This window comes from Halomonas citrativorans (assembly GCF_900163645.1).
GTDB lineage: Bacteria > Pseudomonadota > Gammaproteobacteria > Pseudomonadales > Halomonadaceae > Vreelandella > Vreelandella citrativorans.
The window spans coordinates 158331-179662 of sequence record NZ_FUKM01000046.1; the positions used below are offsets into that span (position 1 = coordinate 158331).

Below are 21332 nucleotides of genomic sequence, written 5' to 3' on the forward strand. Positions count from 1 at the left end.
CACGAAACGGCTGCTATTGGTGACGATACCGCTTGTGGCGCTGTGGGCGCTGGTGGTGTGGGCTGGCGGGTGGCCCAAATGAGTCAGCGCACGTCATCACGCTTACAGCTTAAGAATTTGCACTTGGCCCAGGGGCATCGCACCGTGCTTGAGCATGTGGATGGCGATATCAGGCCGGGGGCTATTACGGCGTTAATTGGTGCCAATGGGGCCGGTAAAAGCACTCTGATCCAGGCGATTATGGGCGAACTTCGCCCGGCAGGTGGCAACGTAATATGCAGCGTTCCTTCTGAGCGCCGTGCCTGGCTGCCCCAGCAGTTGGCGCTGGATTTAACCTTTCCCATGAGCGTGGAAGAGCTGGTCATGACTGGGAGTTGGCCAAGCCATGGGGCACTGAAAGGCTACTGTGCGGTGCACTACCGTAAAGGTCGCGACATCATGGCGCGCTTGGGTATTTCGCACTTGGCTCACCGCCCTTTAGGCGAGCTTTCCGGTGGCCAGCGCCAGCGGGCCTTGATTGGGCGTACGTTAATGCAGGAAGCCGAGCTGCTACTGCTGGATGAGCCTTTTGCCAACGTGGACAGCGACACGGTCGATATTTTAATCCGTATCCTGCGCCAGATGGCCGATGACGGTACGACGATTATTATCGTTCTGCACGATATGGACCATTTGCGCCGCTTGGCCGATGAAATATTGATGTTAAACGGCGGCCATGCCCGCTGGGTGGCACCCAGTGAACTGCATCATCAGCAACTGCCCGCCCAGGCAGTCCCTTTTTCACTGGGAGAGCACCATGCTGGAACTGCTTAATACGTGGCTGATTGCGCCGTTTGATTACGGCTTTATGCGCCGCGCGGTGGTCGGCGGGTTAGCGCTGTCCATTGCGGCCCCGCCCTTGGGCGTTTTTCTGGTGCTACGCGGCATGAGCCTGATTGGCGATGCCTTGGCGCATGCCATTATGCCGGGCGTGGCAATCGGCTTTCTACTGGCCGGGTTCTCGCTGCCCATTATGAGTATTAGCGGCGTCTTGTGCGGATTAATGGTGGCACTACTTGCCGGGGCAGTATCGAAGATAGGCGGCCAGCGTGAAGATGCGGCCATGGCGAGCTTTTTTATTATCTCGCTGGCGGCGGGGGTCATGCTGATCTCTATGGGTGGCAGCAGCGTTGATTTAACCCATGTTCTGTTTGGGTCGATTTTGGCCGTTAACGCCACCGCATTACTACTGATTGCAGGCATCAGCACGCTGATTTTGGTGACCCTGGCCATCATCTTCCGCGCACTGGTGGTGGAGTGTTTGGACCCGCTTTTTTTACGCGGCCAAAACCGCCGCAACGGCTGGGTGCATAGCGTGTTTTTAGCCTTGCTGGTACTCAACATGACGGCGGGCTTTCAAACGCTGGGCACGATGATGGCGGTGGGTTTAATGATGCTGCCCGCCACCGCCGCGCGTTTTTGGAGCAGGCGCCTTGAGGGGCTAATGGCCATTGCCGTTGTGATCGCCATGGTCGCCAGTACCGGTGGCTTGCTGCTCTCTTTTCATCTGGATATCCCCTCGGGGCCGAGCATTATTCTGCTGGCCGGCGTGGGCTATCTTTTCTCGGCGATGTTTGGGCGCTACCACAGTCTGGCTGCCCGGCTAAGGCGTAAAACAGCCCCGCTCAGCGCTGAGGCATCTACGTAACATCATTCAACAGGAGTCGGTATGTCTTTACGGTTATCTTCGCGCTTATTGGTTGGTGTATCCGCCATGCTGGCACTGCCCGCGGCCATCGCAGCAGACCGCGTTCAGGTGGTGACAAGCATCTCCATCCTGGCCGATATGGTCGAGAACGTGGGCGGCGAGCACGTTGAAGTAACATCGCTGGTGGGGCCTGACGGTGATTCGCACGTCTACTCCCCTCGCCCAAGCGATGCACGCGCACTGACAGAAGCGGACCTTGTGGTGTTCAACGGCCTACTGTTCGAAGGCTGGATGGAGCGGCTCATTGAATCCAGCGGCTACAACGACGCATTGATAACGGCCACCGATGGCATTAACAAGCTCGACTACCATGATCATGGACACGACCACGATCACGACCATGGGCATGACCATGATCACGGACACGACCAGGCGCATGGTGAATTTGACCCTCATGCCTGGCAGGATATGGCCCAAGCGCGGATTTACGTTGCCAATATTCGTGACGGATTGATTGAGGCCGATGAAACTAACGCCGATGAGTACCAGGCTAACGCCGATAACTACCTGGCCAACATGGCAGAAGTCGATGCTGAAATTCGTGAGCTCATCAGCGAGATCCCGGCCTCGACCAGCGTGATTACTGGTCACGACTCCTTTGGCTACTTCTCGAATGCTTACGGCGTCAACTTTTTGGCACCTACCGGCTTATCGACCGAAGTAGAACCCAGCGGCGCCAGCATGGCCGAGCTGGTGGACGTGATCAACGACCAGAACGTACAAGCCCTGTTCCATGAAAACATGACCAATCCTGCGGTCATTCAGCAACTTTCTGAAGAGACGAGCCTGCCGATTGCCGGAACGCTGTATGCCGATGCGCTCTCTTCCGGGGGCGAAGCGAGCACCTACCTTGGCATGATGCGCCACAATGCGGTAGTGCTGCACGAAGCACTGGCCCAGCCGGGCCATGATGACCATGCGCATGACGGCCACGACCATGCACATGACCATGACCATGACCATGACCATGACCACGGGCATGATCACAGCGAGCATAGCCATAGCCACTAGGCATTGGTTGCCATGGTCAGCCACTCTCTAAAACAGGCCATGGCCTGGGTTTCTGGCCGCGACTGTAAGCGCGTCAGCCAGTACCCGCCTAAACTCACCGCGGTGCTGAACGGTTGTACCAAAGCACCGCTGGTGAGCGGGCGTGAGAACATTGAAGGCGGCGCCAGGGCAATGCCTACACCCTGCTGTGCGGCTTCTATCATGGCAATAGAAGAGTCAAACACGATACTTCTTGGCACAGAAACACTGCTTGATAATCCCGCCGCCAGTAGCCACTGCGTCCACTCATCGGTGCGATAAGAGCGTAGCCATGTTTCACCCACGACATCGGCCGGCGTCTTTAGCCGGGTGGCGATGTCAGGCGTGCACCTGACCGACAGCGAGGCTGGCAACAAGGGCTGGGCCGCAATACCGTGCCAGGCGCCTGTTCCAAAGCGGATAGCAAAGTCGAACCCTTCCGCGGCCATATCCGTACGGTTGTTATGGGTCGAAAGGCGCAGATCAATAAACGGATAACGCTCCTGAAAGTCAGCAAGCCTGGGCAGCAACCAGCCGACAGCGAACGTGCCCACCGCGCCCACATTCAATACCTCCCGATAGTTCTGCTCGCCTAATTGATCCAACGTGTGCGTAATCTGATCAAACGACGCCTTGAGGACCGGCAGTAACATTTCGCCCTCTTGCGTTAACATCAGCCCGCGCGGCAGGCGGGTAAACAGCGCTACCTTCAACTGGCTTTCCAGCAATTTTACTTGATGACTAACGGCCGCTTGCGTCACGCACAGCTCGGCGGCCGCTCGGGTAAAACTCAAGTGCCTGGCCGACGCTTCAAAGGCGCGCAGGGCTTTTAGCGGTAAGTAGGGACGCACGATACAGACCCCCAAATTTTTCTAATGGCTTATGCAAAATATCGCTGTTTGTCACCTTGTACGGTTCGCCGTAACGTAAGCAACGAATCAGCGGGGCCAACGCCCGATGTTAATCAACAACACGTAACGGGTTTTCTGATGAACAAGATGTTAACAGCAAAGAATGCGCTTATCGTGGCAGGTTCGCTCCTTGTCAGCGCTTTTGGCTATGCGAATGATGAGCCACGCAGCCTTCCGGTAGCGTCGGTGGTCAACGACACCATCGTTGACTTGATGGATGCGCACAGTATCCCGGGCATGGCCGTGGCGGTGAGCGTTAATGGCACGCCCTATTACTTTAATTATGGGGTCGCCGATCAAGAAGCAGGCGTGCCGGTAACCACCGATACGCTGTTTGAGCTAGGCTCTGTCAGCAAGACGTTTACGGCGACGCTGGCGGCTTACGCTCAGGCCAGCGGTGCTCTGTCACTTTCTGACCCCGCCAGCCAGTACCTGCCAGCCCTTGAAGGGAGCGCCTTTGATAACACCAGCCTGTTAGAACTGGGCACCTACACGGCGGGCGGGCTGCCGTTGCAGTTTCCTGATAGCGTCAACAACGAAGACGACATGATCGCCTACTATCGCCAGTGGACACCGACGTATGCGCCAGGCACCCATCGGCTCTATTCAAACCCGAGCATTGGATTACTCGGTTACCTGACCGCCCAGCGGCTTGGAAAACCTTACGCTCAGTTGATGGAAACGCATGTGTTTTCAGCACTCGGCCTTGAGCACAGCTACCTGCAGGTACCTGAAGACGCGCAGGCGAACTACGCCTTCGGGTACTCAAAAGAGGATGAACCGATTCGGGTGAATCCCGGCGTGTTGGACGCAGAGGCCTATGGGGTAAAGTCGAATACCGCCGATATGCTGGCCTTCATTGACGCCAACATGGACAGCTCAGCAGTAGACGAACCCCTGCGCGAAGCACTGGAGGCAACACGGATGGGCTACGTCAATATGGGCGATATGACCCAGGGGCTTGGTTGGGAACGCTACGCCTACCCTGTGTCGCTTGACCAACTACAAGCAGGCAATTCGATGGAGATGGTGCTAGAGGCTAACGAGGCCGAGCAGCTTCAGCCACCGTTACCGGCAGATAAAGATGTATGGTTTAACAAGACCGGCTCAACCAATGGCTTTGGCGCTTATGTCGCCTTTGTACCCAGCCAGCGAATGGGCATCGTGATGCTCGCTAACCGCAATTATCCCAACCAGGCGCGTATTGAGGCCGCCCATCATATTCTGACAACGCTTGCGGCTACCCCCTGAAAAAAGACCGCTTTTATGCAGCGAGCCTTCTTCGAGGCTCGTCATTAAGGCGGTCTTTTTGCGTTGCATTTTGGGTTGTGGATAAGGAGACTTGCACTACCGCGATAACCACCCCACTGCAAAGAGCCAATACCATGCGCCTTAACGCCGACTTTAGCCACTTTGCCTGCGTAACGCCGGACCAATACCAATGGGTCGATTCGCCCAGTGCAGGCGTTACGCGCATGATGCTTGATCGCATCGGCGAGGAAGTAGCCAGAGCGACCAGTCTGGTACGCTACGCGCCCAATAGCCGGTTCACCGCACATACCCACGACGGCGGGGAAGAGATTCTTGTACTAGAGGGCGTGTTTGGTGATGAACATGGCCGCTACCCCGCGGGCACCTATCTGCGTAATCCTATCGGCACGGGCCACACCCCACACATAGGCGATGAGGGTGCGCTCATCCTGGTGAAGCTTCACCAGTTTGCTGCCAATGACATTCTTCAACTGGCCGTTCCTGCTCACCGGTTACCTTGGCAGCCGGACCGTCGCCCAGGCATTACCTATAAAATGCTACATACCTTTGGCCAGGAGCGTGCCAGCCTGGAGCAGTGGGAGGCGGGCGTGACGATTGCCTACCCAACGCTTGGCGGCGGCCTGGAAGCATTTGTTCTGGAAGGCGCCTTGTGTGACGGCGATACCGAATACCCGACGGGCAGCTGGTGTCGCTATCCTCCCGGCGCCGCCCCCCAACTTAGTGCGGGCAGCACAGGGGTCAAGCTCTACTTAAAACGCGGGCACCTGCGGCTTGATTAACGTGTCAGGCCAAGAAATGGCAGCAGCGTAAGCAGTGCCACCATGACGACCGCCACCATTACCAAGGTGACCTGAAAGGGATGCGCCGCCAGGCGGCGCCATAAGGTAGGTGCATCGCCTTGGCTCACGGCCTCGGCGTGCGCTTGCCGAGCCTTGGTGAAGCGCTCGGCTTGATACACCGCCAGTGCTGCTTCGGCCGCCTCCCGCTGGGTTTCATCACGCAGCCAGATCGCGTCCACCCCTAAGCGGAAAAAACCGGCCTGCGTTTCATAGGTATCAAAGCCATGTTCTGCCAGTAGCGAGCGCACTTCCATGGCTTCTTCATCGGTAACGTAGCGCAACCGAAACAGCAGGTGTGCCATATCAGTCGCCCATCGCCGCCATTAGGTCGGCCTGGATAACTTCGATCCAGTAGCCGTCCGGGTCTTTCACAAATATGACGCCCTGCATTTTGCCTTGATCCGCCCGCTTTATGAATGTCACATCGTGCTCATCAAACCACGCCTGGGCCGCTTCCAAATCCGGCACGCTAAAGCAGATATGTCCAAAACCCTGCGGTTCGGCATTGCCATCGTGGTAGGCAAAATCGTCCTGGTCTTCGGTGCCCCAGTTATGGGTAAGTTCTAACAGCCCCTTTTGGCTGAAGGTCCAGGCCGTACGCGCTTGGGTATCTTCCGGTACCTGGTCGCTGGCTTCCAGGTTCGCCAGAAAGTAGAGCGAAAACTGCATCTCTTCAAAATCCAGCCGACGCAGTACCTGCATGCCAAATACCTGGGAGTAAAAGGCCAATGAACGCTCGGGGTCTTTCGCCCGCAGCATCGTATGGTTTAAGCGAAACCCTTGGGTTTGCGCAGGGGCCGGACGAACGCCTTTATGCTGTTCACCTTGCAATGTCATCTTAGGCTCCTTATGGGATTATCTGCTAAACGAGTTGATTGAGCGGTTATCTTTGACAAAAACCATACCGTGCACAAGCTTATAGCTAACCGTTTTACACCGCATGATGCCGTTGTGATGACATACCATGAGGGCAGGACAGCCATTATTCCAGCCCCGTTTACCCTACCGGATTCCCCCTTACCCATCGCCTGCGCTTTACAGCACCGCCCAAGGCAAGGATAGTAGCCAGACGACAGGGGCGCTTGAGACGCTCAAGCTGAGATGCACCCTTAGAACCTGAACCGGATAATACCGGCGTAGGAAGTCGCGGTGTCATCACACCCGATCTACGCTGTGAGGTGGCCATGACATCACTCCCCCTGAGCGACGCGCTTTCCGCTGTACAACGCACCACACCGTTAGTGCACTGTATTACCAATTTTGTGGCGATGAACAGCACAGCTAACTGCTTGCTGGCTGTCGGCGCTTCCCCTGCCATGCTGCATTCTATCGAGGAAGTTGCTGAATTTACTCGCTTGGCCGGGGCACTTTCAATCAATATCGGTACGCCTTCACCGCACTGGGCAGAAGGTATGCAGCTTGCCGCTAGAACGGCCAACGAGAGCAATACGCCTTGGGTATTGGACCCGGTTGCGGTGGGCGCCACTTACTACCGTCAAACGCTTTCACAAACGCTATTGGCTTTTAAGCCCAGCGTGATCCGTGGCAATACCTCAGAAATCATGACGCTTTCCGGCTTGACCCACGCGGGCCGAGGAGTGGATGCCACAGCCTCTACGGATGAAGCACGTGAGGCCGCCATTAGCCTCGCCATGCAGCAGCGCTGTGTTGTCGCGATGACCGGTGTGCAGGATTTTATTACCGATGGAACCCAGCACTGGCACCTGAGCGGCGGGCACGCGCTTATGCCACGTGTCACTACGCTTGGCTGCGCGTTAAGTGCCACCGTTGCTGCCTTTGTAGCGGCCAGCCCCGAAGCTCCTTTGAACGCCACGTTAGCCGCACTTACAAGCTTTGCTATCGCGGGTAGCGGCGCTGGACAACAGGCGGAAGGCCCGGGCAGTTTTCAGGTAGCACTGCTGGACGCCTTGTATCAGCTAACGCCTACAGACGTCCGTCAGTTTACCGGGCTGGAGGAAGGCTAATGCGTTTTGATCTTTCGCTTTATCTGGTAACTGACGCTCAACTCTGTAAAGCCGCAGGGCTAGAGCGCACCGTTATTGAGGCCGTCAAAGGCGGCGTCAGTTTTGTTCAACTGCGCGATAAACACGCAAGCGATACCGACATGATTGAACAAGCCAAGCGCTTGAAAGCGGCCTTGGCGGGTAGCGGGGTACCACTGGTGATTAATGACCGCTTGAACGTTGCCTTGAAAAGCGGCGCCGATGGGCTGCATGTCGGCCAAAGCGATACAGCGGTTCAAGAGGCGCGCACGGCCATGGGGCCAGAGGCAATCATCGGGCTTTCGATTAATACCCTTGAGCAGCTTCACGCAGCCCCCGTGGCACTGCTCGACTACGTGGGCCTGGGCCCGGTGTTTGCCACCCAAAGCAAGCAGGACCATGCTAAACCGTTAGGGTTTGAAGGCCTGGCTCAGCTAGCCGCGGCCTGCACCTTGCCAAGCGTGGCCATCGGCGGGCTAAAGGCTGATCACGCCCAGCAGGTCGTTGCAGCCGGTGCCAATGGCTTGGCGGTTATCTCCGCCATTTGTGGCCAGCCTGACCCTTACCAGGCCGCACGGGCGTTTGCTCGACCATGAACCAGCTCGATCATATTGCCGCTTTTGTCAAAGTTGCCGAGCTTGGCAGCTACACGCGGGCCGCCGAGGCGCTGGATCTTTCCCGCACGCGGGTATCACGCATTGTCATGGCCCTTGAAGAAACGCTCGGGGTGCGGCTTATTCAGCGCACCACGCGGCGCCTGCATTTAACCGCCGAGGGCGAGCGCTACCTTGCGCATGCCCAAGCAATTTTACAGGCGCTTGATGAGGCTGCCGCCGACGTAGGCAGCGGTATTTCTGAAATAAGCGGCCGTTTGCGCATCAACGGCCCCATGAGTTTTGGCATGCGTCACCTCTCCCCGCTGGTAGCGCGTTTTATGGTGGCGTATCCTGGCCTGGATGTACGCCTGGATTTAAGTGACCGCCGCGTGGATCTTCTCGAAGAGGGCTACGATGTGGCCATTCGTATTGGCAGCCTGCCCGACTCAAGCCTGGTCGCCAGGCGTCTGACGCGCTGCCAAATGCTGTTTTGCGCATCTCCGGCGTACCTTGAAACCCATGGCGTGCCGGCAAACGCTGAGGCGCTTTCGCACCACCGCTGCCTGCGTTACCGCAGCGGTTTAGCCAATAACGACTGGCGTTTTGAGAATATGACGCTGACACCCCAAGGCCCGCTTGAAAGCAACAATGGCGATGTTTTAACCCATGCCGCCGAGGCAGGCATCGGTATCGCTCATCAACCCAGCTTTTTGGTAACGGAGAGCATTATCGCTGGGCGCCTGGTTCAGGTACTGCCACAGATCCCTCCTAAAATGCTGGATATTCATGCTATTTATCCTGCGCGGCGCTTTTTACCGGCCAAGGTAGAACGGTTTATTGAAGTGTTAGCGGATGCGTGGGGCAGCCCGCCTCACTGGGAACAGGAGATGGGATTGTCGCCTATTTCGCAACAGTGATGTCTAATACGCGTGGATTATCTCTGCCGCAAACGGACGTAAAGTATCTCCATTGCACTTGCACCACAGCCCAATGGAGATAGCCCATGAATGCATCTACTTCCACCATGAGACCAGCCTTCAGCCCCACGCCATCGCGCTGCTGCGACTATCACTTGGCGTGATGGCACTCGCCCATGGCCTGACCAAAGTGTTTGTGTTTACCCTGCCAGGCACGGTCGGCTACTTTGAGTCACTGGGCCTGCCAGGCTTTATAGCTTACTTAACGATTCTGGGCGAAGTTGGCGGCGGCCTGGCCTTGATTCTGGGTATTTATACGCGCTGGATTAGCCTTGCGATGATTCCTTTATTGCTGGGTGCTACGTCCGTGCATCTTGGCAACGGCTGGATGTTTTCCAATGTGGGTGGTGGTTGGGAATTCCCGGCGTTCTGGACCGTTGCCCTGCTCGTGCAGGCAGGCTTAGGCGGCGGCAGCTTTACACTGAGCCGTGGCGTTAGCTAATCGCTTTAGGCGCACCCTAGCGACTTTTATTTATCAAATTTTCTCCGCCATACCTTTGCTCGCGCCTTGGTAACTGCCAAGGCCTTCTGCCAGGAGACGTTGTTATGCTACCCAGTCTTTTTATATCCCACGGCTCTCCCATGCTGATCCTCACCCCTACGCCTGCCCATCACTTTTTACGTTCGCTGGGCAAGCAACTGACGCCCAAGGCGATCATTGTCGTTTCGGCGCACTGGGAAAGTCAGACGCTGAAAGTCAGTAACAGCCCCTCGCCAGAAACCCTTCATGACTTCGGCGGCTTTCCCCGCGAACTGTTCGAGCAGCAGTACCCGGCACCTGGCGAGCCTGCACTGGCCAACCGCTTGGCCAAATTACTGGGTGCCTCAGAAGTTGAACGAGGATTCGACCACGGCACCTGGGCACCTCTTTCGTTGATGTTTCCCAAGGCGGATATTCCTGTCGTTACGCTATCGCTGCCTGTGCGTTGGTCCAACGACAAGCTGATTGAGCTGGGCAAGCGCCTAGCACCACTGCGTGAAGAAGGCATTCTGGTAATCGGGTCGGGCAGCCTGACCCATAACCTTTACGAAACCATGCCGCTCGATAACCCAATGCCCAACTGGGTCGGCACTTTTGCAGAGTGGGTCGATACCCAGCTTGTGAACAATGACCGTGAGGCGTTGCTTGCCTGGCAAGCGGCCCCTGAAGCGAGCAGAAACCATCCAACGCCCGAGCATTTTCAGCCGTTACTGGTAGCCATGGGCGCAGGCGGTGATGTCACACCGCTCCATCGCAGTGTTGAGCATGGCGTGCTGGCAATGAACGCGTACGCCTTTGCCTAAGTGGTTGTGCGCGTACGCGTGCATGGGTGAAAAGCCGTTGTGGGTTGTGGCATCAACCATAAAAAACCCCACCAGCTTTATGCTGGTGGGGTTTTTTTACATTTAAAAGAAGGCTTAAAGGCTTGCGTTGACCACCATGCACTCCATGCCTTGCAGTTGTAGTTCACGGCAGGCTTCACGGGCGCGGCGCTCATCCAAAGCCACCAGGCGAGCACGGTATACCGGCGTTTGGCCTTCAAGCGTGTCCACCTCTACGCGCCCGGCTAAATTTTGCGTTAAGCGTTGGGCCGCTTGTTGTGCCAGCTGCTGAGCCTGCCCTTGCTGGCTAAATGCACCCACTTGGATACCCCAGGCGCCGGCCGGGGGGGCTTCCACCAAGCGTTCACTTTGAATAAAGACCTGTAAAGGATCAGCATTAGACGCGCGAGCTCCCTCGGCTGGGCCTTCAACGGTGATCGTGGCAAGTTGCTCATCTACACTAGTACTGGGGGCAGGTGACAACGCGGTCGTTTCAATACTGGCAAGCATTTGGCTTGGCGCGGGTGTTGGCACCTTGGGAGGCGCCATGGGAGGTGTAGAACCGCCAAACCCCATAAACTCCTGAGAAAAACTGGTATTGGCGATCCACGTACGATGATCGCGCAGCTCAGCGCGCATAAAGCCTCTATCCAATAAATTGGCCATATGAGTGTCACGCGATGCAGCGCTAAAGCCGCCCATTACAATGGCGACTAAACGGCGGCCGTCATGCGCCGCTGTCGTCGCTACGTTAAAGCCAGAGGCACGAATAAAGCCGGTTTTTAAACCATCGGCGCCGGGATAGTCACGTACCAGACGGTTATGGCTGGTATGACGTTTATCCCGATAGGTAAATTCCTGAAGCCCAAAATAGTGGTAATACTGTGGAAAATCCTGCATGACACGCACCGAGAGCGTGAGCATGTCCCGCGCGGAGGTGATTTGCTGGTCATCAGGAAGTCCCGAGGCATTGCGGAAGGTCGTGGCAGTCATACCTAACTCTCGCGCCTTTTCGGTCATAAGCCGCGCAAAGCGCTGCTCGCTACCGCCCAACGCTTCAGCCACCACAACGGCCACATCATTCGCCGAACGTACAGCCAGGGCGCGGATAGCGGTATCGACAGGAATAGTACTGCCCGCTGAAAGCCATAACTTGGTAGCGGGCATAGCCGCGGCCTGGGCAGAAACAGCGAGGGGTTCATTGAGCGTTAAAGTGCCGCTTTCCAGCGCCTCAAAGGTCATGTACAGCGTCATCATTTTGGTCAGCGAAGCAGGATAACGCGGTGCATCCACATTTTCTGCGTATAAAACTTCACCGTTATCAAGATCGACCACAATACCTGCGTAACGTGGATTCGCCTGCACGGTCGAGGTGGTGATGATCAATAGCAGTAACATCGTTACCGCAAGCCATGCCCTCGACGCCTTATTATCGTTTACTCCCCTCGTCACCATGTTTGCCCCTTGATGATTCATTTACGCTGGAAACGAGACGCACTCTTTTTCCTCGACCTGCACGCGTACACCCCCGCATTGAATAATGCGCCATGAATCATCTCCCAAGGGTAAACAACTGCAGCGCCGATGGCCCCGTCAATTCACTCTAGACTAGCACGCTCGTCGGACAATTTAACGCTTTATAGCGGCATTACTCGATACGTCAGGCATAAAAAAACCGACCCAGCTGGGTCGGTTTTCATTCTGCTTTAAAGATGCAGCAACTAAAGATTTACTCTTCAGCAGCGGCTTCTTCAGCAACCGGACGGTCTACTAGCTCAACGTACGCCATAGGCGCGTTGTCGCCGGTGCGGAAACCGCACTTGAGAATACGGATGTAACCACCCGGACGCTCGGCATAACGCGGACCCAGCTCATTGAACAGTTTGCCAACGGCTTCTTTGGAACGTGTGCGAGAGAACGCCAAACGACGGTTCGCAACGCTATCCTGCTTGGCTAAGGTGATCAGCGGCTCGATAACGCGACGCAGTTCCTTGGCCTTGGGCAGGGTTGTCTTGATGACTTCATGTTCGACCAGCGAGACAGACATGTTCTTGAACATGGCCTGACGATGCGAGCTGGTGCGATTCAGATGACGACCACTCTTACGATGACGCATGGTTGTAATTCCTTACCAAACTGGGACTCGAGTCGACACTCACGCGGAGGCCTTGTCGTCCTTCAGGCTAGCGGGCGGCCAATTTTCCAACCGCATGCCGAGGGACAAGCCGCGCGCCGCCAAAACGTCCTTGATTTCATTCAAGGATTTTTTACCGAGGTTCGGTGTCTTCAACAGCTCAACTTCAGTGCGCTGGATAAGATCACCGATATAGTAAATATTCTCGGCTTTTAGGCAGTTCGCGCTGCGAACGGTCAACTCAAGATCGTCTACGGGGCGCAATAGGATTGGATCAACGTGATCTTCTTCCTCTTCGACTTCCTGCTCTTTATCAGCTTCCAGGTCGACGAAGGCGGCCAGCTGCTCTTGCAGAATGGTCGCACTGCGACGGATAGCCTCTTCCGGATCCAAAGTACCGTCGGTTTCCAAATCGATAATCAGCTTATCGAGATCGGTGCGCTGCTCAACACGAGCGGCTTCAACCGAGTAGGAAACGCGGCGGACAGGGCTGAAGGTGGCATCCAGCTGCAGGCGGCCAATAGCACGGGTCTCTTCATCAGAGCCACGGGCGTCAGCCGGTTCGTAGCCACGACCCAGCGCTACCTTAAGCTGAATTTTCAGCTCGGCACCTTCATTGACGTGTGCAATGACGTGATCCGGGTTGACGATTTCGACGCTATGATCAAGCGCAATGTCGCCAGCAGTGACGACGGCTGGGCCCTGCTTGTTCAGCGAGAGCACCGCCTCATCGCGGCTGTGCATCTTGATCGCAACATCTTTCAAGTTCAGGAGGATTTCGATGACATCTTCCTGCACCCCTTCGAGCGCACTGTACTCGTGCTCTACACCCGCAATTTCAGCCTCTACCACGGCAGCGCCGGGCATAGACGAAAGCAGAATGCGACGCAGTGCATTCCCCAGGGTGTGACCAAAACCACGCTCGAACGGTTCGAGAACGATCTTGGCATGATGTGCGCTGATTTCTTCGACCTTGATGTCGCGAGGACGAAGAAACTCTGTCACTGAACGCTGCATATGAACACCTTTCAGGCTGCCAAACGGATACTGAGTTCTTAAGAACCGTACTCAAGAGCATCTGGGCGGTTAGCTTTGCTATCCCGCCCAGGCTTCAAGAAGCAGATTAATTAACGCCGCTTACTTGGAGTACAGCTCGACGATCAGGTTTTCGTTGATGTCGGCAGTCAGGTCACCGCGTTCAGGCAGAGCCTTGAAAGTGCCTTCCATCTTCTTGGCGTCGATTTCAATCCAGAGGATATCGCCACGGTTGGCCGCAATGGTCAACGCGTTTTGAATACGTGCCTGGTTCTTCGCCTTTTCGCGAATAGCAACAACGTCACCCGGCTTCACTTGGTAGGAAGCAACGTTAACGGTGCGGCCGTTCACGGAAATCGCCTTGTGGCTAACGAGCTGACGCGCTTCAGAGCGAGTCGAGCCGAAACCCATACGGTAGACGACGTTATCCAGTCGGGATTCAAGCAACTGCAACAATACTTCACCGGTCGCACCTTTCAGGCGAGCAGCTTCTTTGTAGTAGTTACGGAACTGTTTTTCGAGTACGCCATACATGCGACGTACTTTTTGCTTCTCACGAAGCTGCAAGCCGTAGTCTGAAAGACGCTGACGACGCTGGCCGTGTACACCCGGGATTTGCTCGGATTTACACTTTTTCTCGAAGGGAGTCACGCCACTCTTCAAAAAGAGATCGGTGCCTTCACGACGAGACAGTTTGCACTTCGGTCCAATATAACGAGCCATGAATCTGTCTCCTTAAACGCGGCGTTTCTTAGGCGGACGGCAGCCATTATGGGGAATGGGCGTCGCGTCTACGATGCTTTGCACGCGGAAGCCTGCGGCATTGAGTGCGCGCACGGCGGATTCACGACCGGGACCTGGGCCTTTAACCAGTACGTCTACGTTTTTCACACCATACTCGGCTGCAGCAGTCGCTGCACGCTCGCTTGCTACTTGAGCAGCGAACGGGGTGCTCTTGCGAGAACCACGAAAACCCGAACCACCGGCAGTTGCCCAAGAAAGAGCATTGCCCTGGCGGTCTGTGATCGTCACGATCGTGTTGTTAAAAGAGGCATGGATATGCGCAACGGCGTCCACTACCTGCTTTTTAACCTTTTTACGGTTACTACGCGGGTTAGCCATGTTGATGTCTATTCCTGTCTTTACGCCAGAACGTGCGTGTTATTTGCGGATCGGCTTACGCGGGCCCTTACGGGTGCGCGCGTTAGTCTTAGTCCGCTGACCACGCAGCGGAAGACTACGACGATGACGCAGACCACGGTAGCAACCTAAGTCCATGAGACGCTTAATGTTCAGCGTAACATCACGACGAAGGTCGCCTTCTACGGTGTACTTACCAACTTCAGAACGCAGGGTATCCAGCTCTTCGCCAGATAGCTCCTGGATCTTGGTAGTCAGCGCGATACTGGCAGCAGCACAGATATGCTGCGCGCGAGTACGGCCAATCCCGAAGATATAGGTCAGCGCGATCGCCGCATGCTTGTTGTCCGGGATATTGACGCCTGCAATACGGGCCATCAGCTTACTCCGAAATTTGAGCGGCTTGCTCGTTTATTCATCTACAAAAGGCGCAACAGCATACCCCTTTAAATGCCCTAAGGCAAGGGGTATGCCGAACACCCACTTAAAACAGCGTAGGAATTAACCCTGACGCTGCTTGTGCCGTGGTTCGATGCAGATGACGCGAACAGCGCCATTGCGACGAATGATCTTACAGTTACGGCACATTTTCTTTACGGAAGCTCGAACTTTCATCGTTCTTTCTCCAAAAACGGCTCGCGGCGCGCCAATCGTAAGGCGGCGCCTCAGCGCATGATGCCGCCGCTACCGTAGCCTTTCAGGTTGGACTTCTTCATCACCGAGTCATACTGATGCGACATGAGGTGTGACTGCACCTGAGCCATGAAGTCCATGATGACCACTACCACGATCAGGAGCGAGGTGCCGCCAAAAAAGAATGGCACATTCCAAGCAACGATCAGGAACTGGGGCATCAAGGAAACCGCAGTGATATACAGGGCACCGAACAAAGTCAGACGAGTCATGACTTTATCGATATAGCGAGCGGTCTGCTCGCCGGGGCGAATGCCCGGCAGGAACGCACCTGACTTTTTCAGATTGTCAGCTACATCCTTCGGATTGAAGACCAGCGCTGTGTAAAAGAAGCAGAAGAATACCACTGCCGCCGCGAAAAGCAAGATGTAAAGCGGTTGCCCAGGGGCTAATGCTTGTGATGCACGCTGCAACCACTCCATACCTTCACCTGCACCTACCCACTGACCAATAGAAGCCGGGAAGAGTAGAATACTGGACGCGAAGATCGCAGGAATAACACCCGCCATGTTCACTTTCAAAGGCAGGTAGCTGCTTTGGCCTGCATACATCTTGTTGCCAACCTGGCGACGTGGGTAGTTCACTTTCAAGCGGCGTTGGCCGCGCTCAATGAACACTACGAATGCCACGGTGGCAATACCTAGCACTGACAGCGCTAACAGCGGAAGGACATTCCAGGCCCCTTCGTTACGAGCAAGTTCAAACGCTTGCCCCACGGCACTGGGCAGCCCAGCGACGATACCAGCGAAGATCAGCAACGAAATACCGTTGCCAATGCCCTTCTCGGTAATCTGCTCACCTAGCCACATCATAAACACCGCGCCTGACACAAACGTAATCACGGCGGTGAAATAGAAGCTGAAGTCAGCGCTGTAAGCGATGCCTTGGCTAGCCAGACCGACCGACATGCCGGTAGCCTGGACAAGAGCCAGTATCACCGTGCCGTAGCGGGTGTACTGGCTAATCTTGCGGCGGCCGGACTCACCTTCCTTCTTGAGTTGTTCAAGATGGGGTGAGACCGCAGTCATCAGCTGCATGATAATCGACGCAGAAATATAAGGCATTATGCCCAAAGCGAGGACGCTCATGCGCTCCAGGGCGCCACCCGAGAACATGTTAAACATGCCCAGGATGGTGCCCTGTTGCTCCCTAAACAAGGCAGCAAGCTGGTCAGGATTGATACCGGGAACGGGAATGTGGGCACCGATACGGTACACCACGATGGCGAGGAGCACGAAGCGCAAACGCGCCCACAGTTCACTCAGACCGCTGCCCATCGCCGGCATATTTCCTGACTTGGCCATTTAGTCCTCTACCTTGCCGCCAGCAGCTTCGATCGCTTCACGGGCACCTTTGGTGACCTTGATACCACGAACGGTAACTGCCTTGTTCAGTTCGCCTGAAAGGATGATTTTCGCGTGTAGCGTTGCATCCTTCAGCACGTTGGCTTGCTTCAGCGTTTCCATAGTGACTTCGTCACCAGCAACCTTGGCAAGTTCAGCCAGGCGTACTTCTTCAGAGACCAATGATTTAGCAGACGTAAAACCGAATTTCGGCAAACGACGCTGCATTGGCATCTGACCGCCTTCGAAACCAGGCTTGACGCTGCCGCCACTGCGTGATTTCTGACCTTTGTGGCCACGGCCACCGGTCTTACCAAGACCGGAACCGATACCACGACCAACACGCTTTGCAGCGGGTTTGGAGCCCGGGGCCGGGCTTAAGGTATTAAGCTTCATGGATTACTCTCCCTCAACACGCACAAGGTAATTAACCTTGTGGATCATGCCGCGAACGGCAGGGGTGTCTTCCAGTTCAACCGAGTGACCGATGCGACGCAGGCCCAAGCCTTTCATAGTAGCCTTGTGCTTGGGCAAAACGCCGATGGTGCTGCGGATCTGGGTAACCTTGATCGTTGCTGCCATGGTGCCTTACCCCGTGATCGCGTCGACAGACAGACCGCGCTTGGCGGCAATGTCTTCCGGTGCTTGCATAGCAGAGAGACCTTTAACAGTCGCTCGTACCACGTTAACCGGGTTGGTGGAACCGTAGCACTTGGCCAGTACATCGTGGACGCCAGCAAGCTCTAATACAGAGCGCATAGCACCACCGGCGATGATACCGGTACCTTCGGAGGCTGGCTGCATGAAGACCTTGGAAGCACCGTGACGGGCTTTTACAGGGTACTGCAGCGTGCTGCCTGCAAGGTTAACCTTGACCATGTTGCGACGAGCCTGGTCCATTGCTTTCTGAATTGCGACCGGCACTTCACGCGCCTTGCCACGACCGAAACCAACACGACCTTTACCATCACCCACGACGGTCAGCGCGGTGAAGCCGAAAATACGACCACCCTTGACCACCTTGGCGACGCGGTTAACCTGCACTAACTTCTCTTGCAGATCACCGTTTTGCTGTTCGTTCTTCGCCATCGTAAAACCCTTTAGAATTCCAGGCCGCCTTCACGAGCGGCGTCGGCCAGAGCCTTCACGCGACCGTGATACTTAAAGCCAGCACGGTCGAAGGCCACCTGGGTGATGCCTGCTTCTTTAGCGCGTTCAGCAATCAGAGCACCGACCTTGGAGGCCGCATCTGAGTTACCGGTCGCACCCTCGCGCAGTGCTTTGTCCAGCGTTGAAGCGCTGGCCAACACTTTGCCACCATCCGGCGAGATAATCTGCGCGTAGATGTGACGCGGGGTACGGTTGACGCACAGGCGATACACGCCCAGCTCGCGGATCTTGGCGCGAGCACGGCGGGCACGACGGAGACGAGATTCTTTCTTCGCGTTCATAACCCTGCCTTACTTCTTCTTGGCTTCTTTGCGACGCACCTGCTCGTCGGCGTACCGAACACCCTTGCCTTTATACGGCTCAGGCGGACGGAAAGCGCGGATTTCCGCGGCGCACTGACCGAGCATCTGCTTATCCGCGCTTTTCAGCACGATCACGGTGTTTTTCGGCGTTTCCGCTGAGACACCTTTCGGCAGTTCGTAGTCGACCGGGTGCGAGAAGCCCAGTGAAAGATTGAGCGTCTGGCCCTTAGCTTGGGCACGATAACCGACGCCAACAATTTCGAGAGTTTTTGTGAAACCCTCGGATACGCCCGTTACCAGGTTCTGAACCAAGGCGCGGGTAGTACCGGCCATTGCCCAGCTCTTGGCAGATTCGCTCGGGGCGAAGGTCAGCTGGCCATCTTCTTGACCAATCACCACGTCCTGGTGAATGGGCAGTGACAGCGTGCCTTGGCCGCCTTTGGCGGTCAGCTGGCTAGCATCGATTTTGATCTCGACACCAGCAGGCACTTTAACCGGATATTTCGCTATGCGGGACATTCCAGCCTCCTAGAATACGGTGCAGATGACTTCGCCACCTACACCCGCCTGGCGTGCGGCACGATCGGTCATGACACCATTAGAGGTGGTGACAATCGCGATGCCCAGACCATCGGCAACCTTGGGCAGGTTGTCCTTGCCCTTGTACTGACGCAAAGACGGCTTGGAAACCCGCTGAATGTGCTCAATGACCGGCTTACCCTCAAAGTACTTGAGAGTTACGGTTAGTGCAGGCTTAACGCCTTCAGCAACCGTAAAGTCGGTAATGTAGCCTTCTTCCTTTAGCACGCGGGCCACTTCCACTTTCAACTTGGAAGACGGCATGACTGCCGTCTCCTTGGTGGCCATCTGCGCATTGCGGATACGGGTGAACATATCCGCCAGAGTGTCTTGCATGCTCATTTAATGTGCGCTCCTGATGATTCTACGTGGCGTTACCAACTGGACTTTTTCAGACCAGGGACGTCGCCACGCATGGCGGCTTCACGCAGCTTGTTGCGGCCAAGGCCGAACTTGTTGTAAAAACCGTGCGGACGGCCCGTGATGCGGCAGCGGTTACGCTGGCGTACCGGGCTTGAGTCGCGCGGCAGTTGCTGCAGCTTCAGCGTCGCCTCGAAGCGCTCTTCCTCAGACGTATTCACGTTTGAGATGATTGCCTTGAGCTCAGTACGCTTGGCCGCATACTTCTCGACCAGCTGCGTACGCTTGAGCTCACGCTCTATCATACTTTTCTTAGCCATGATCCAACCCTTATTTCTTAAACGGGAAGTTCAGTGACGCTAGCAGCGCACGACCTTCCTCGTCGGTGTTGGCAGTAGTAGTGATAGTGACATCCAGCCCCCGAATGCGATCGATTTTATCATACTCGATCTCCGGGAAGATGATCTGCTCACGCACACCCATGGAGTAGTTGCCGCGACCGTCAAAAGACTTCGGGTTAAGACCACGGAAGTCACGCACGCGAGGAATCGCAATGTTAACCAGACGGTTCAAGAAGTCCCACATACGCTCACCGCGCAGTGTTACCTTGACACCAATCGGCCAACCTTCGCGCACCTTGAAGCCCGCGATGGACTTACGTGCTTTGGTCACCAGCGGCTTTTGACCGGACAATTTCTCCAGGTCACCGACGGCATTGTCGATCAGTTTTTTATCACTAACCGCTTCACCGATACCCATGTTCAGAGTCACTTTCGTGATCCGGGGTACCTGCATAACGTTGTTGTAGCTGAACTGCTCTTTGAGTTGAGCTACGACCTCGTTTTGATAACGTTCTTTCAAGTTCGCCATTTTGCTACCCGACTCGCGTTAGGCGTCGATCTGCGTCTGCGTCGACTTGTAGATACGTACCTTGGTACCGTCTTCCTTAACTTGGAAGCCGACGCGATCCGCCTTACCGGTCTCCGAATTGAAGATGGCTACGTTGGACGCGTGAATCGGAGCCTCACGCTCGACGATACCGCCCTGATTTCCCGCCATGGGATTCGGCTTGGTGTGACGTTTAATCATGTTCACACCAGATACCACGAAGCGGCTTTCTAATACCCGCTTAACGGTACCACGTTTGCCTTTATCCTTCCCGGCGATGACGATGACTTCATCGTCACGTTTGATCTTTTGCATATCCGCCTCGCTCCTTACAGCACTTCAGGCGCTAGGGAAATGATCTTCATGAACTTCTCATTACGAAGCTCACGAGTAACCGGCCCGAAGATGCGCGTGCCGATCGGCTGTTCGTTGGTGTTATTCAACAAAACCGCCGCATTTCCATCGAAACGGATCAGCGAACCGTCACTACGACGGACGCCACTACGGGTGCGAACGACTACCGCTTTTAAGACTTGGCCTTTTTTGACCTTGCCACGCGGAATAGCTTCTTTCACCGTTACCTTAATGACGTCACCAACGTGAGCGTAGCGACGGTGTGAACCGCCTAGCACCTTGATGCACTGCACCCGGCGCGCTCCGCTGTTGTCGGCGACATCCAGCATTGTCTGAGTCTGAATCATCGGTTTTCTCCAAACCTAATCTGACTGCACTGATCGGCAGGCTTTAGGTATTAACCCTTAGCCTGCTCAACCACCTCGACCAGCGTCCAGGCTTTCTTTTTGGAAAGCGGACGGCACTCCTGAATGGAAACCGTATCGCCTGCCTTAGCCTGGTTCGCCTCATCATGGGCGTGCAGCTTGGTGGAGCGCTTAACGTATTTTCCGTAGATCGGGTGACGTTCACGACGCTCGATCATAACGACGATGGATTTATCCATCTTGTCGCTCACCACCTTGCCGGTGAGCGTACGAGTTTTTTTCTCTTCGGCCAT

At 55.6% G+C, this 21332-nt stretch carries 32 protein-coding genes and 1 riboswitch; of the genes, 10 read left to right on the forward strand and 22 right to left on the reverse strand.

Translation table 11 applies throughout. The annotated features are described in order from the left end of the window. Window positions 1-78: 78 nt before the first annotated feature. Genes CZ787_RS10485 through CZ787_RS10495 form a run of 3 tightly spaced genes read left to right on the forward strand, consistent with a single transcriptional unit; the run spans window position 79 to window position 2758 of the window. Window positions 79-813: a metal ABC transporter ATP-binding protein gene (locus tag CZ787_RS10485; protein WP_087108900.1), complete on the forward strand. Its 735-nt coding sequence runs from the start codon at window positions 79-81 to the stop codon at window positions 811-813. After that, window positions 797-1687, forward strand: coding sequence for a metal ABC transporter permease (locus CZ787_RS10490; protein ID WP_087108902.1), 891 nt, complete (start codon window positions 797-799; stop codon window positions 1685-1687). The genes CZ787_RS10485 and CZ787_RS10490 overlap by 17 nt, the downstream gene beginning before the upstream one ends. Window positions 1688-1708: 21 nt before the next feature. Next, the gene (locus tag CZ787_RS10495) at window positions 1709-2758 is read left to right on the forward strand and encodes a metal ABC transporter substrate-binding protein (RefSeq protein ID WP_087108904.1); all 1050 of its coding nucleotides are present in this window, start codon (window positions 1709-1711) and stop codon (window positions 2756-2758) included. On the opposite strand, the gene CZ787_RS10500 is transcribed toward CZ787_RS10495, so the two are convergent. Beyond that, window positions 2755-3627: a LysR family transcriptional regulator gene (locus CZ787_RS10500; RefSeq protein ID WP_303393865.1), complete on the reverse strand. Its 873-nt coding sequence runs from the start codon at window positions 3625-3627 to the stop codon at window positions 2755-2757. The two genes, CZ787_RS10495 and CZ787_RS10500, sit on opposite strands and share 4 nt — an antisense overlap. Window positions 3628-3774: 147 nt before the next feature. Between CZ787_RS10500 and ampC the strand changes: the two genes are divergently transcribed. Next, on the forward strand, window positions 3775-4938 hold the full coding sequence (gene ampC, locus CZ787_RS10505; protein ID WP_254908613.1) for a class C beta-lactamase: 1164 nt from the start codon (window positions 3775-3777) through the stop codon (window positions 4936-4938). 134 nt (window positions 4939-5072) lie between these two features. Further along, window positions 5073-5738, forward strand: coding sequence for a cupin domain-containing protein (locus CZ787_RS10510; protein ID WP_087108908.1), 666 nt, complete (start codon window positions 5073-5075; stop codon window positions 5736-5738). On the opposite strand, the gene CZ787_RS10515 is transcribed toward CZ787_RS10510, so the two are convergent. Continuing rightward, window positions 5735-6100 carry a DUF6164 family protein gene (locus CZ787_RS10515; RefSeq protein ID WP_087108910.1) on the reverse strand — a complete coding sequence of 122 codons (366 nt, stop codon included), beginning with the start codon at window positions 6098-6100 and terminating at the stop codon, window positions 5735-5737. The two genes, CZ787_RS10510 and CZ787_RS10515, sit on opposite strands and share 4 nt — an antisense overlap. Before the next feature lies 1 nt (window position 6101). After that, window positions 6102-6635 carry a lactoylglutathione lyase gene (gene gloA / locus CZ787_RS10520; protein ID WP_087108912.1) on the reverse strand — a complete coding sequence of 178 codons (534 nt, stop codon included), beginning with the start codon at window positions 6633-6635 and terminating at the stop codon, window positions 6102-6104. Between the two features lie 227 nt (window positions 6636-6862). Then, window positions 6863-6958: riboswitch (TPP riboswitch) on the forward strand. A gap of 24 nt (window positions 6959-6982) precedes the next feature. Between gloA and thiM the strand changes: the two genes are divergently transcribed. From thiM to CZ787_RS10545, 5 genes are all read left to right on the forward strand, one after another. Next, window positions 6983-7783 carry a hydroxyethylthiazole kinase gene (thiM, locus tag CZ787_RS10525; protein WP_087109153.1) on the forward strand — a complete coding sequence of 267 codons (801 nt, stop codon included), beginning with the start codon at window positions 6983-6985 and terminating at the stop codon, window positions 7781-7783. Beyond that, window positions 7783-8397 carry a thiamine phosphate synthase gene (gene thiE, locus CZ787_RS10530; protein WP_087108914.1) on the forward strand — a complete coding sequence of 205 codons (615 nt, stop codon included), beginning with the start codon at window positions 7783-7785 and terminating at the stop codon, window positions 8395-8397. The genes thiM and thiE overlap by 1 nt, the downstream gene beginning before the upstream one ends. After that, window positions 8394-9314 carry a LysR family transcriptional regulator gene (locus CZ787_RS10535; protein WP_087108916.1) on the forward strand — a complete coding sequence of 307 codons (921 nt, stop codon included), beginning with the start codon at window positions 8394-8396 and terminating at the stop codon, window positions 9312-9314. Before thiE ends, CZ787_RS10535 begins: the two co-directional genes overlap by 4 nt. Before the next feature lie 73 nt (window positions 9315-9387). Continuing rightward, on the forward strand, window positions 9388-9816 hold the full coding sequence (locus CZ787_RS10540; RefSeq protein WP_087108918.1) for a DoxX family protein: 429 nt from the start codon (window positions 9388-9390) through the stop codon (window positions 9814-9816). A gap of 104 nt (window positions 9817-9920) precedes the next feature. Continuing rightward, on the forward strand, window positions 9921-10658 hold the full coding sequence (locus CZ787_RS10545; RefSeq protein ID WP_087108920.1) for a DODA-type extradiol aromatic ring-opening family dioxygenase: 738 nt from the start codon (window positions 9921-9923) through the stop codon (window positions 10656-10658). Between the two features lie 114 nt (window positions 10659-10772). Here the strand turns inward: CZ787_RS10545 and CZ787_RS10550 are convergent, their stop codons facing one another. The 19 genes from CZ787_RS10550 to rpsQ form a co-directional block, all read right to left on the reverse strand. Then, window positions 10773-12074: a D-alanyl-D-alanine carboxypeptidase family protein gene (locus tag CZ787_RS10550; protein ID WP_087108922.1), complete on the reverse strand. Its 1302-nt coding sequence runs from the start codon at window positions 12072-12074 to the stop codon at window positions 10773-10775. Between the two features lie 331 nt (window positions 12075-12405). Next, on the reverse strand, window positions 12406-12792 hold the full coding sequence (gene rplQ, locus CZ787_RS10555) for a 50S ribosomal protein L17 (RefSeq protein WP_018917717.1): 387 nt from the start codon (window positions 12790-12792) through the stop codon (window positions 12406-12408). A 39-nt stretch (window positions 12793-12831) separates the two neighbouring features. Further along, complete coding sequence (locus tag CZ787_RS10560) at window positions 12832-13827, reverse strand: DNA-directed RNA polymerase subunit alpha (protein WP_016915790.1); 996 nt, start codon at window positions 13825-13827, stop codon at window positions 12832-12834. A 120-nt stretch (window positions 13828-13947) separates the two neighbouring features. After that, the gene (rpsD, locus tag CZ787_RS10565) at window positions 13948-14568 is read right to left on the reverse strand and encodes a 30S ribosomal protein S4 (protein ID WP_087108925.1); all 621 of its coding nucleotides are present in this window, start codon (window positions 14566-14568) and stop codon (window positions 13948-13950) included. Window positions 14569-14580: 12 nt separating this feature from the next. Beyond that, window positions 14581-14967 carry a 30S ribosomal protein S11 gene (gene rpsK / locus CZ787_RS10570; RefSeq protein WP_009099028.1) on the reverse strand — a complete coding sequence of 129 codons (387 nt, stop codon included), beginning with the start codon at window positions 14965-14967 and terminating at the stop codon, window positions 14581-14583. Between the two features lie 39 nt (window positions 14968-15006). Then, window positions 15007-15363, reverse strand: a complete 357-nt coding sequence (gene rpsM, locus CZ787_RS10575) for a 30S ribosomal protein S13 (protein ID WP_087108927.1) — start codon at window positions 15361-15363, stop codon at window positions 15007-15009. Between the two features lie 123 nt (window positions 15364-15486). Beyond that, window positions 15487-15600 carry a 50S ribosomal protein L36 gene (rpmJ, locus tag CZ787_RS10580; protein ID WP_009099023.1) on the reverse strand — a complete coding sequence of 38 codons (114 nt, stop codon included), beginning with the start codon at window positions 15598-15600 and terminating at the stop codon, window positions 15487-15489. A gap of 50 nt (window positions 15601-15650) precedes the next feature. Beyond that, window positions 15651-16982 (reverse strand): preprotein translocase subunit SecY, encoded by a 1332-nt coding sequence (secY, locus tag CZ787_RS10585; protein ID WP_087108929.1) that lies wholly within the window; start codon window positions 16980-16982, stop codon window positions 15651-15653. Further along, window positions 16983-17417, reverse strand: a complete 435-nt coding sequence (rplO, locus tag CZ787_RS10590; protein WP_087108931.1) for a 50S ribosomal protein L15 — start codon at window positions 17415-17417, stop codon at window positions 16983-16985. A gap of 3 nt (window positions 17418-17420) precedes the next feature. Beyond that, window positions 17421-17603, reverse strand: coding sequence for a 50S ribosomal protein L30 (gene rpmD / locus CZ787_RS10595; RefSeq protein ID WP_087108933.1), 183 nt, complete (start codon window positions 17601-17603; stop codon window positions 17421-17423). 6 nt (window positions 17604-17609) lie between these two features. Beyond that, window positions 17610-18110, reverse strand: coding sequence for a 30S ribosomal protein S5 (gene rpsE, locus CZ787_RS10600; RefSeq protein ID WP_087108935.1), 501 nt, complete (start codon window positions 18108-18110; stop codon window positions 17610-17612). Between the two features lie 11 nt (window positions 18111-18121). Continuing rightward, window positions 18122-18472, reverse strand: a complete 351-nt coding sequence (gene rplR, locus CZ787_RS10605; protein ID WP_008959159.1) for a 50S ribosomal protein L18 — start codon at window positions 18470-18472, stop codon at window positions 18122-18124. 9 nt (window positions 18473-18481) lie between these two features. After that, the gene (gene rplF / locus CZ787_RS10610; RefSeq protein ID WP_087108937.1) at window positions 18482-19012 is read right to left on the reverse strand and encodes a 50S ribosomal protein L6; all 531 of its coding nucleotides are present in this window, start codon (window positions 19010-19012) and stop codon (window positions 18482-18484) included. Between the two features lie 9 nt (window positions 19013-19021). After that, on the reverse strand, window positions 19022-19414 hold the full coding sequence (rpsH, locus tag CZ787_RS10615) for a 30S ribosomal protein S8 (RefSeq protein ID WP_087108939.1): 393 nt from the start codon (window positions 19412-19414) through the stop codon (window positions 19022-19024). A gap of 32 nt (window positions 19415-19446) precedes the next feature. Then, window positions 19447-19752 (reverse strand): 30S ribosomal protein S14, encoded by a 306-nt coding sequence (gene rpsN, locus CZ787_RS10620; RefSeq protein ID WP_018917727.1) that lies wholly within the window; start codon window positions 19750-19752, stop codon window positions 19447-19449. Window positions 19753-19762: 10 nt separating this feature from the next. Then, window positions 19763-20302 (reverse strand): 50S ribosomal protein L5, encoded by a 540-nt coding sequence (rplE, locus tag CZ787_RS10625; protein WP_087108941.1) that lies wholly within the window; start codon window positions 20300-20302, stop codon window positions 19763-19765. An 18-nt stretch (window positions 20303-20320) separates the two neighbouring features. After that, complete coding sequence (gene rplX / locus CZ787_RS10630) at window positions 20321-20635, reverse strand: 50S ribosomal protein L24 (RefSeq protein ID WP_018917729.1); 315 nt, start codon at window positions 20633-20635, stop codon at window positions 20321-20323. Between the two features lie 14 nt (window positions 20636-20649). Then, window positions 20650-21021, reverse strand: a complete 372-nt coding sequence (gene rplN, locus CZ787_RS10635) for a 50S ribosomal protein L14 (RefSeq protein WP_087108944.1) — start codon at window positions 21019-21021, stop codon at window positions 20650-20652. A 50-nt stretch (window positions 21022-21071) separates the two neighbouring features. Then, entirely contained in the window at window positions 21072-21332 is a 261-nt protein-coding gene (rpsQ, locus tag CZ787_RS10640) for a 30S ribosomal protein S17 (protein WP_009723897.1), read from the reverse strand.

Bases quoted from the DNA above. Each gene is read 5' to 3' on its own strand.
- CZ787_RS10485 (WP_087108900.1), top strand. From the start codon at position 79: ATGAGTCAGCGCACGTCATCACGCTTACAGCTTAAGAATTTGCACTTG.
- CZ787_RS10490 (WP_087108902.1), top strand. From the start codon at position 797: ATGCTGGAACTGCTTAATACGTGGCTGATTGCGCCGTTTGATTACGGC.
- CZ787_RS10495 (WP_087108904.1), top strand. From the start codon at position 1,709: ATGTCTTTACGGTTATCTTCGCGCTTATTGGTTGGTGTATCCGCCATG.
- ampC (WP_254908613.1), top strand. From the start codon at position 3,775: ATGTTAACAGCAAAGAATGCGCTTATCGTGGCAGGTTCGCTCCTTGTC.
- CZ787_RS10510 (WP_087108908.1), top strand. From the start codon at position 5,073: ATGCGCCTTAACGCCGACTTTAGCCACTTTGCCTGCGTAACGCCGGAC.
- CZ787_RS10515 (WP_087108910.1), bottom strand. From the start codon at position 6,100: ATGGCACACCTGCTGTTTCGGTTGCGCTACGTTACCGATGAAGAAGCC.
- gloA (WP_087108912.1), bottom strand. From the start codon at position 6,635: ATGACATTGCAAGGTGAACAGCATAAAGGCGTTCGTCCGGCCCCTGCG.
- thiM (WP_087109153.1), top strand. From the start codon at position 6,983: ATGACATCACTCCCCCTGAGCGACGCGCTTTCCGCTGTACAACGCACC.
- thiE (WP_087108914.1), top strand. From the start codon at position 7,783: ATGCGTTTTGATCTTTCGCTTTATCTGGTAACTGACGCTCAACTCTGT.
- CZ787_RS10535 (WP_087108916.1), top strand. From the start codon at position 8,394: ATGAACCAGCTCGATCATATTGCCGCTTTTGTCAAAGTTGCCGAGCTT.
- CZ787_RS10540 (WP_087108918.1), top strand. From the start codon at position 9,388: ATGGAGATAGCCCATGAATGCATCTACTTCCACCATGAGACCAGCCTT.
- CZ787_RS10545 (WP_087108920.1), top strand. From the start codon at position 9,921: ATGCTACCCAGTCTTTTTATATCCCACGGCTCTCCCATGCTGATCCTC.
- CZ787_RS10550 (WP_087108922.1), bottom strand. From the start codon at position 12,074: ATGTTACTGCTATTGATCATCACCACCTCGACCGTGCAGGCGAATCCA.
- rplQ (WP_018917717.1), bottom strand. From the start codon at position 12,792: ATGCGTCATCGTAAGAGTGGTCGTCATCTGAATCGCACCAGCTCGCAT.
- CZ787_RS10560 (WP_016915790.1), bottom strand. From the start codon at position 13,827: ATGCAGCGTTCAGTGACAGAGTTTCTTCGTCCTCGCGACATCAAGGTC.
- rpsD (WP_087108925.1), bottom strand. From the start codon at position 14,568: ATGGCTCGTTATATTGGACCGAAGTGCAAACTGTCTCGTCGTGAAGGC.
- rpsK (WP_009099028.1), bottom strand. From the start codon at position 14,967: ATGGCTAACCCGCGTAGTAACCGTAAAAAGGTTAAAAAGCAGGTAGTG.
- rpsM (WP_087108927.1), bottom strand. From the start codon at position 15,363: ATGGCCCGTATTGCAGGCGTCAATATCCCGGACAACAAGCATGCGGCG.
- rpmJ (WP_009099023.1), bottom strand. From the start codon at position 15,600: ATGAAAGTTCGAGCTTCCGTAAAGAAAATGTGCCGTAACTGTAAGATC.
- secY (WP_087108929.1), bottom strand. From the start codon at position 16,982: ATGGCCAAGTCAGGAAATATGCCGGCGATGGGCAGCGGTCTGAGTGAA.
- rplO (WP_087108931.1), bottom strand. From the start codon at position 17,417: ATGAAGCTTAATACCTTAAGCCCGGCCCCGGGCTCCAAACCCGCTGCA.
- rpmD (WP_087108933.1), bottom strand. From the start codon at position 17,603: ATGGCAGCAACGATCAAGGTTACCCAGATCCGCAGCACCATCGGCGTT.
- rpsE (WP_087108935.1), bottom strand. From the start codon at position 18,110: ATGGCGAAGAACGAACAGCAAAACGGTGATCTGCAAGAGAAGTTAGTG.
- rplR (WP_008959159.1), bottom strand. From the start codon at position 18,472: ATGAACGCGAAGAAAGAATCTCGTCTCCGTCGTGCCCGCCGTGCTCGC.
- rplF (WP_087108937.1), bottom strand. From the start codon at position 19,012: ATGTCCCGCATAGCGAAATATCCGGTTAAAGTGCCTGCTGGTGTCGAG.
- rpsH (WP_087108939.1), bottom strand. From the start codon at position 19,414: ATGAGCATGCAAGACACTCTGGCGGATATGTTCACCCGTATCCGCAAT.
- rpsN (WP_018917727.1), bottom strand. From the start codon at position 19,752: ATGGCTAAGAAAAGTATGATAGAGCGTGAGCTCAAGCGTACGCAGCTG.
- rplE (WP_087108941.1), bottom strand. From the start codon at position 20,302: ATGGCGAACTTGAAAGAACGTTATCAAAACGAGGTCGTAGCTCAACTC.
- rplX (WP_018917729.1), bottom strand. From the start codon at position 20,635: ATGCAAAAGATCAAACGTGACGATGAAGTCATCGTCATCGCCGGGAAG.
- rplN (WP_087108944.1), bottom strand. From the start codon at position 21,021: ATGATTCAGACTCAGACAATGCTGGATGTCGCCGACAACAGCGGAGCG.
- rpsQ (WP_009723897.1), bottom strand. From the start codon at position 21,332: ATGGCCGAAGAGAAAAAAACTCGTACGCTCACCGGCAAGGTGGTGAGC.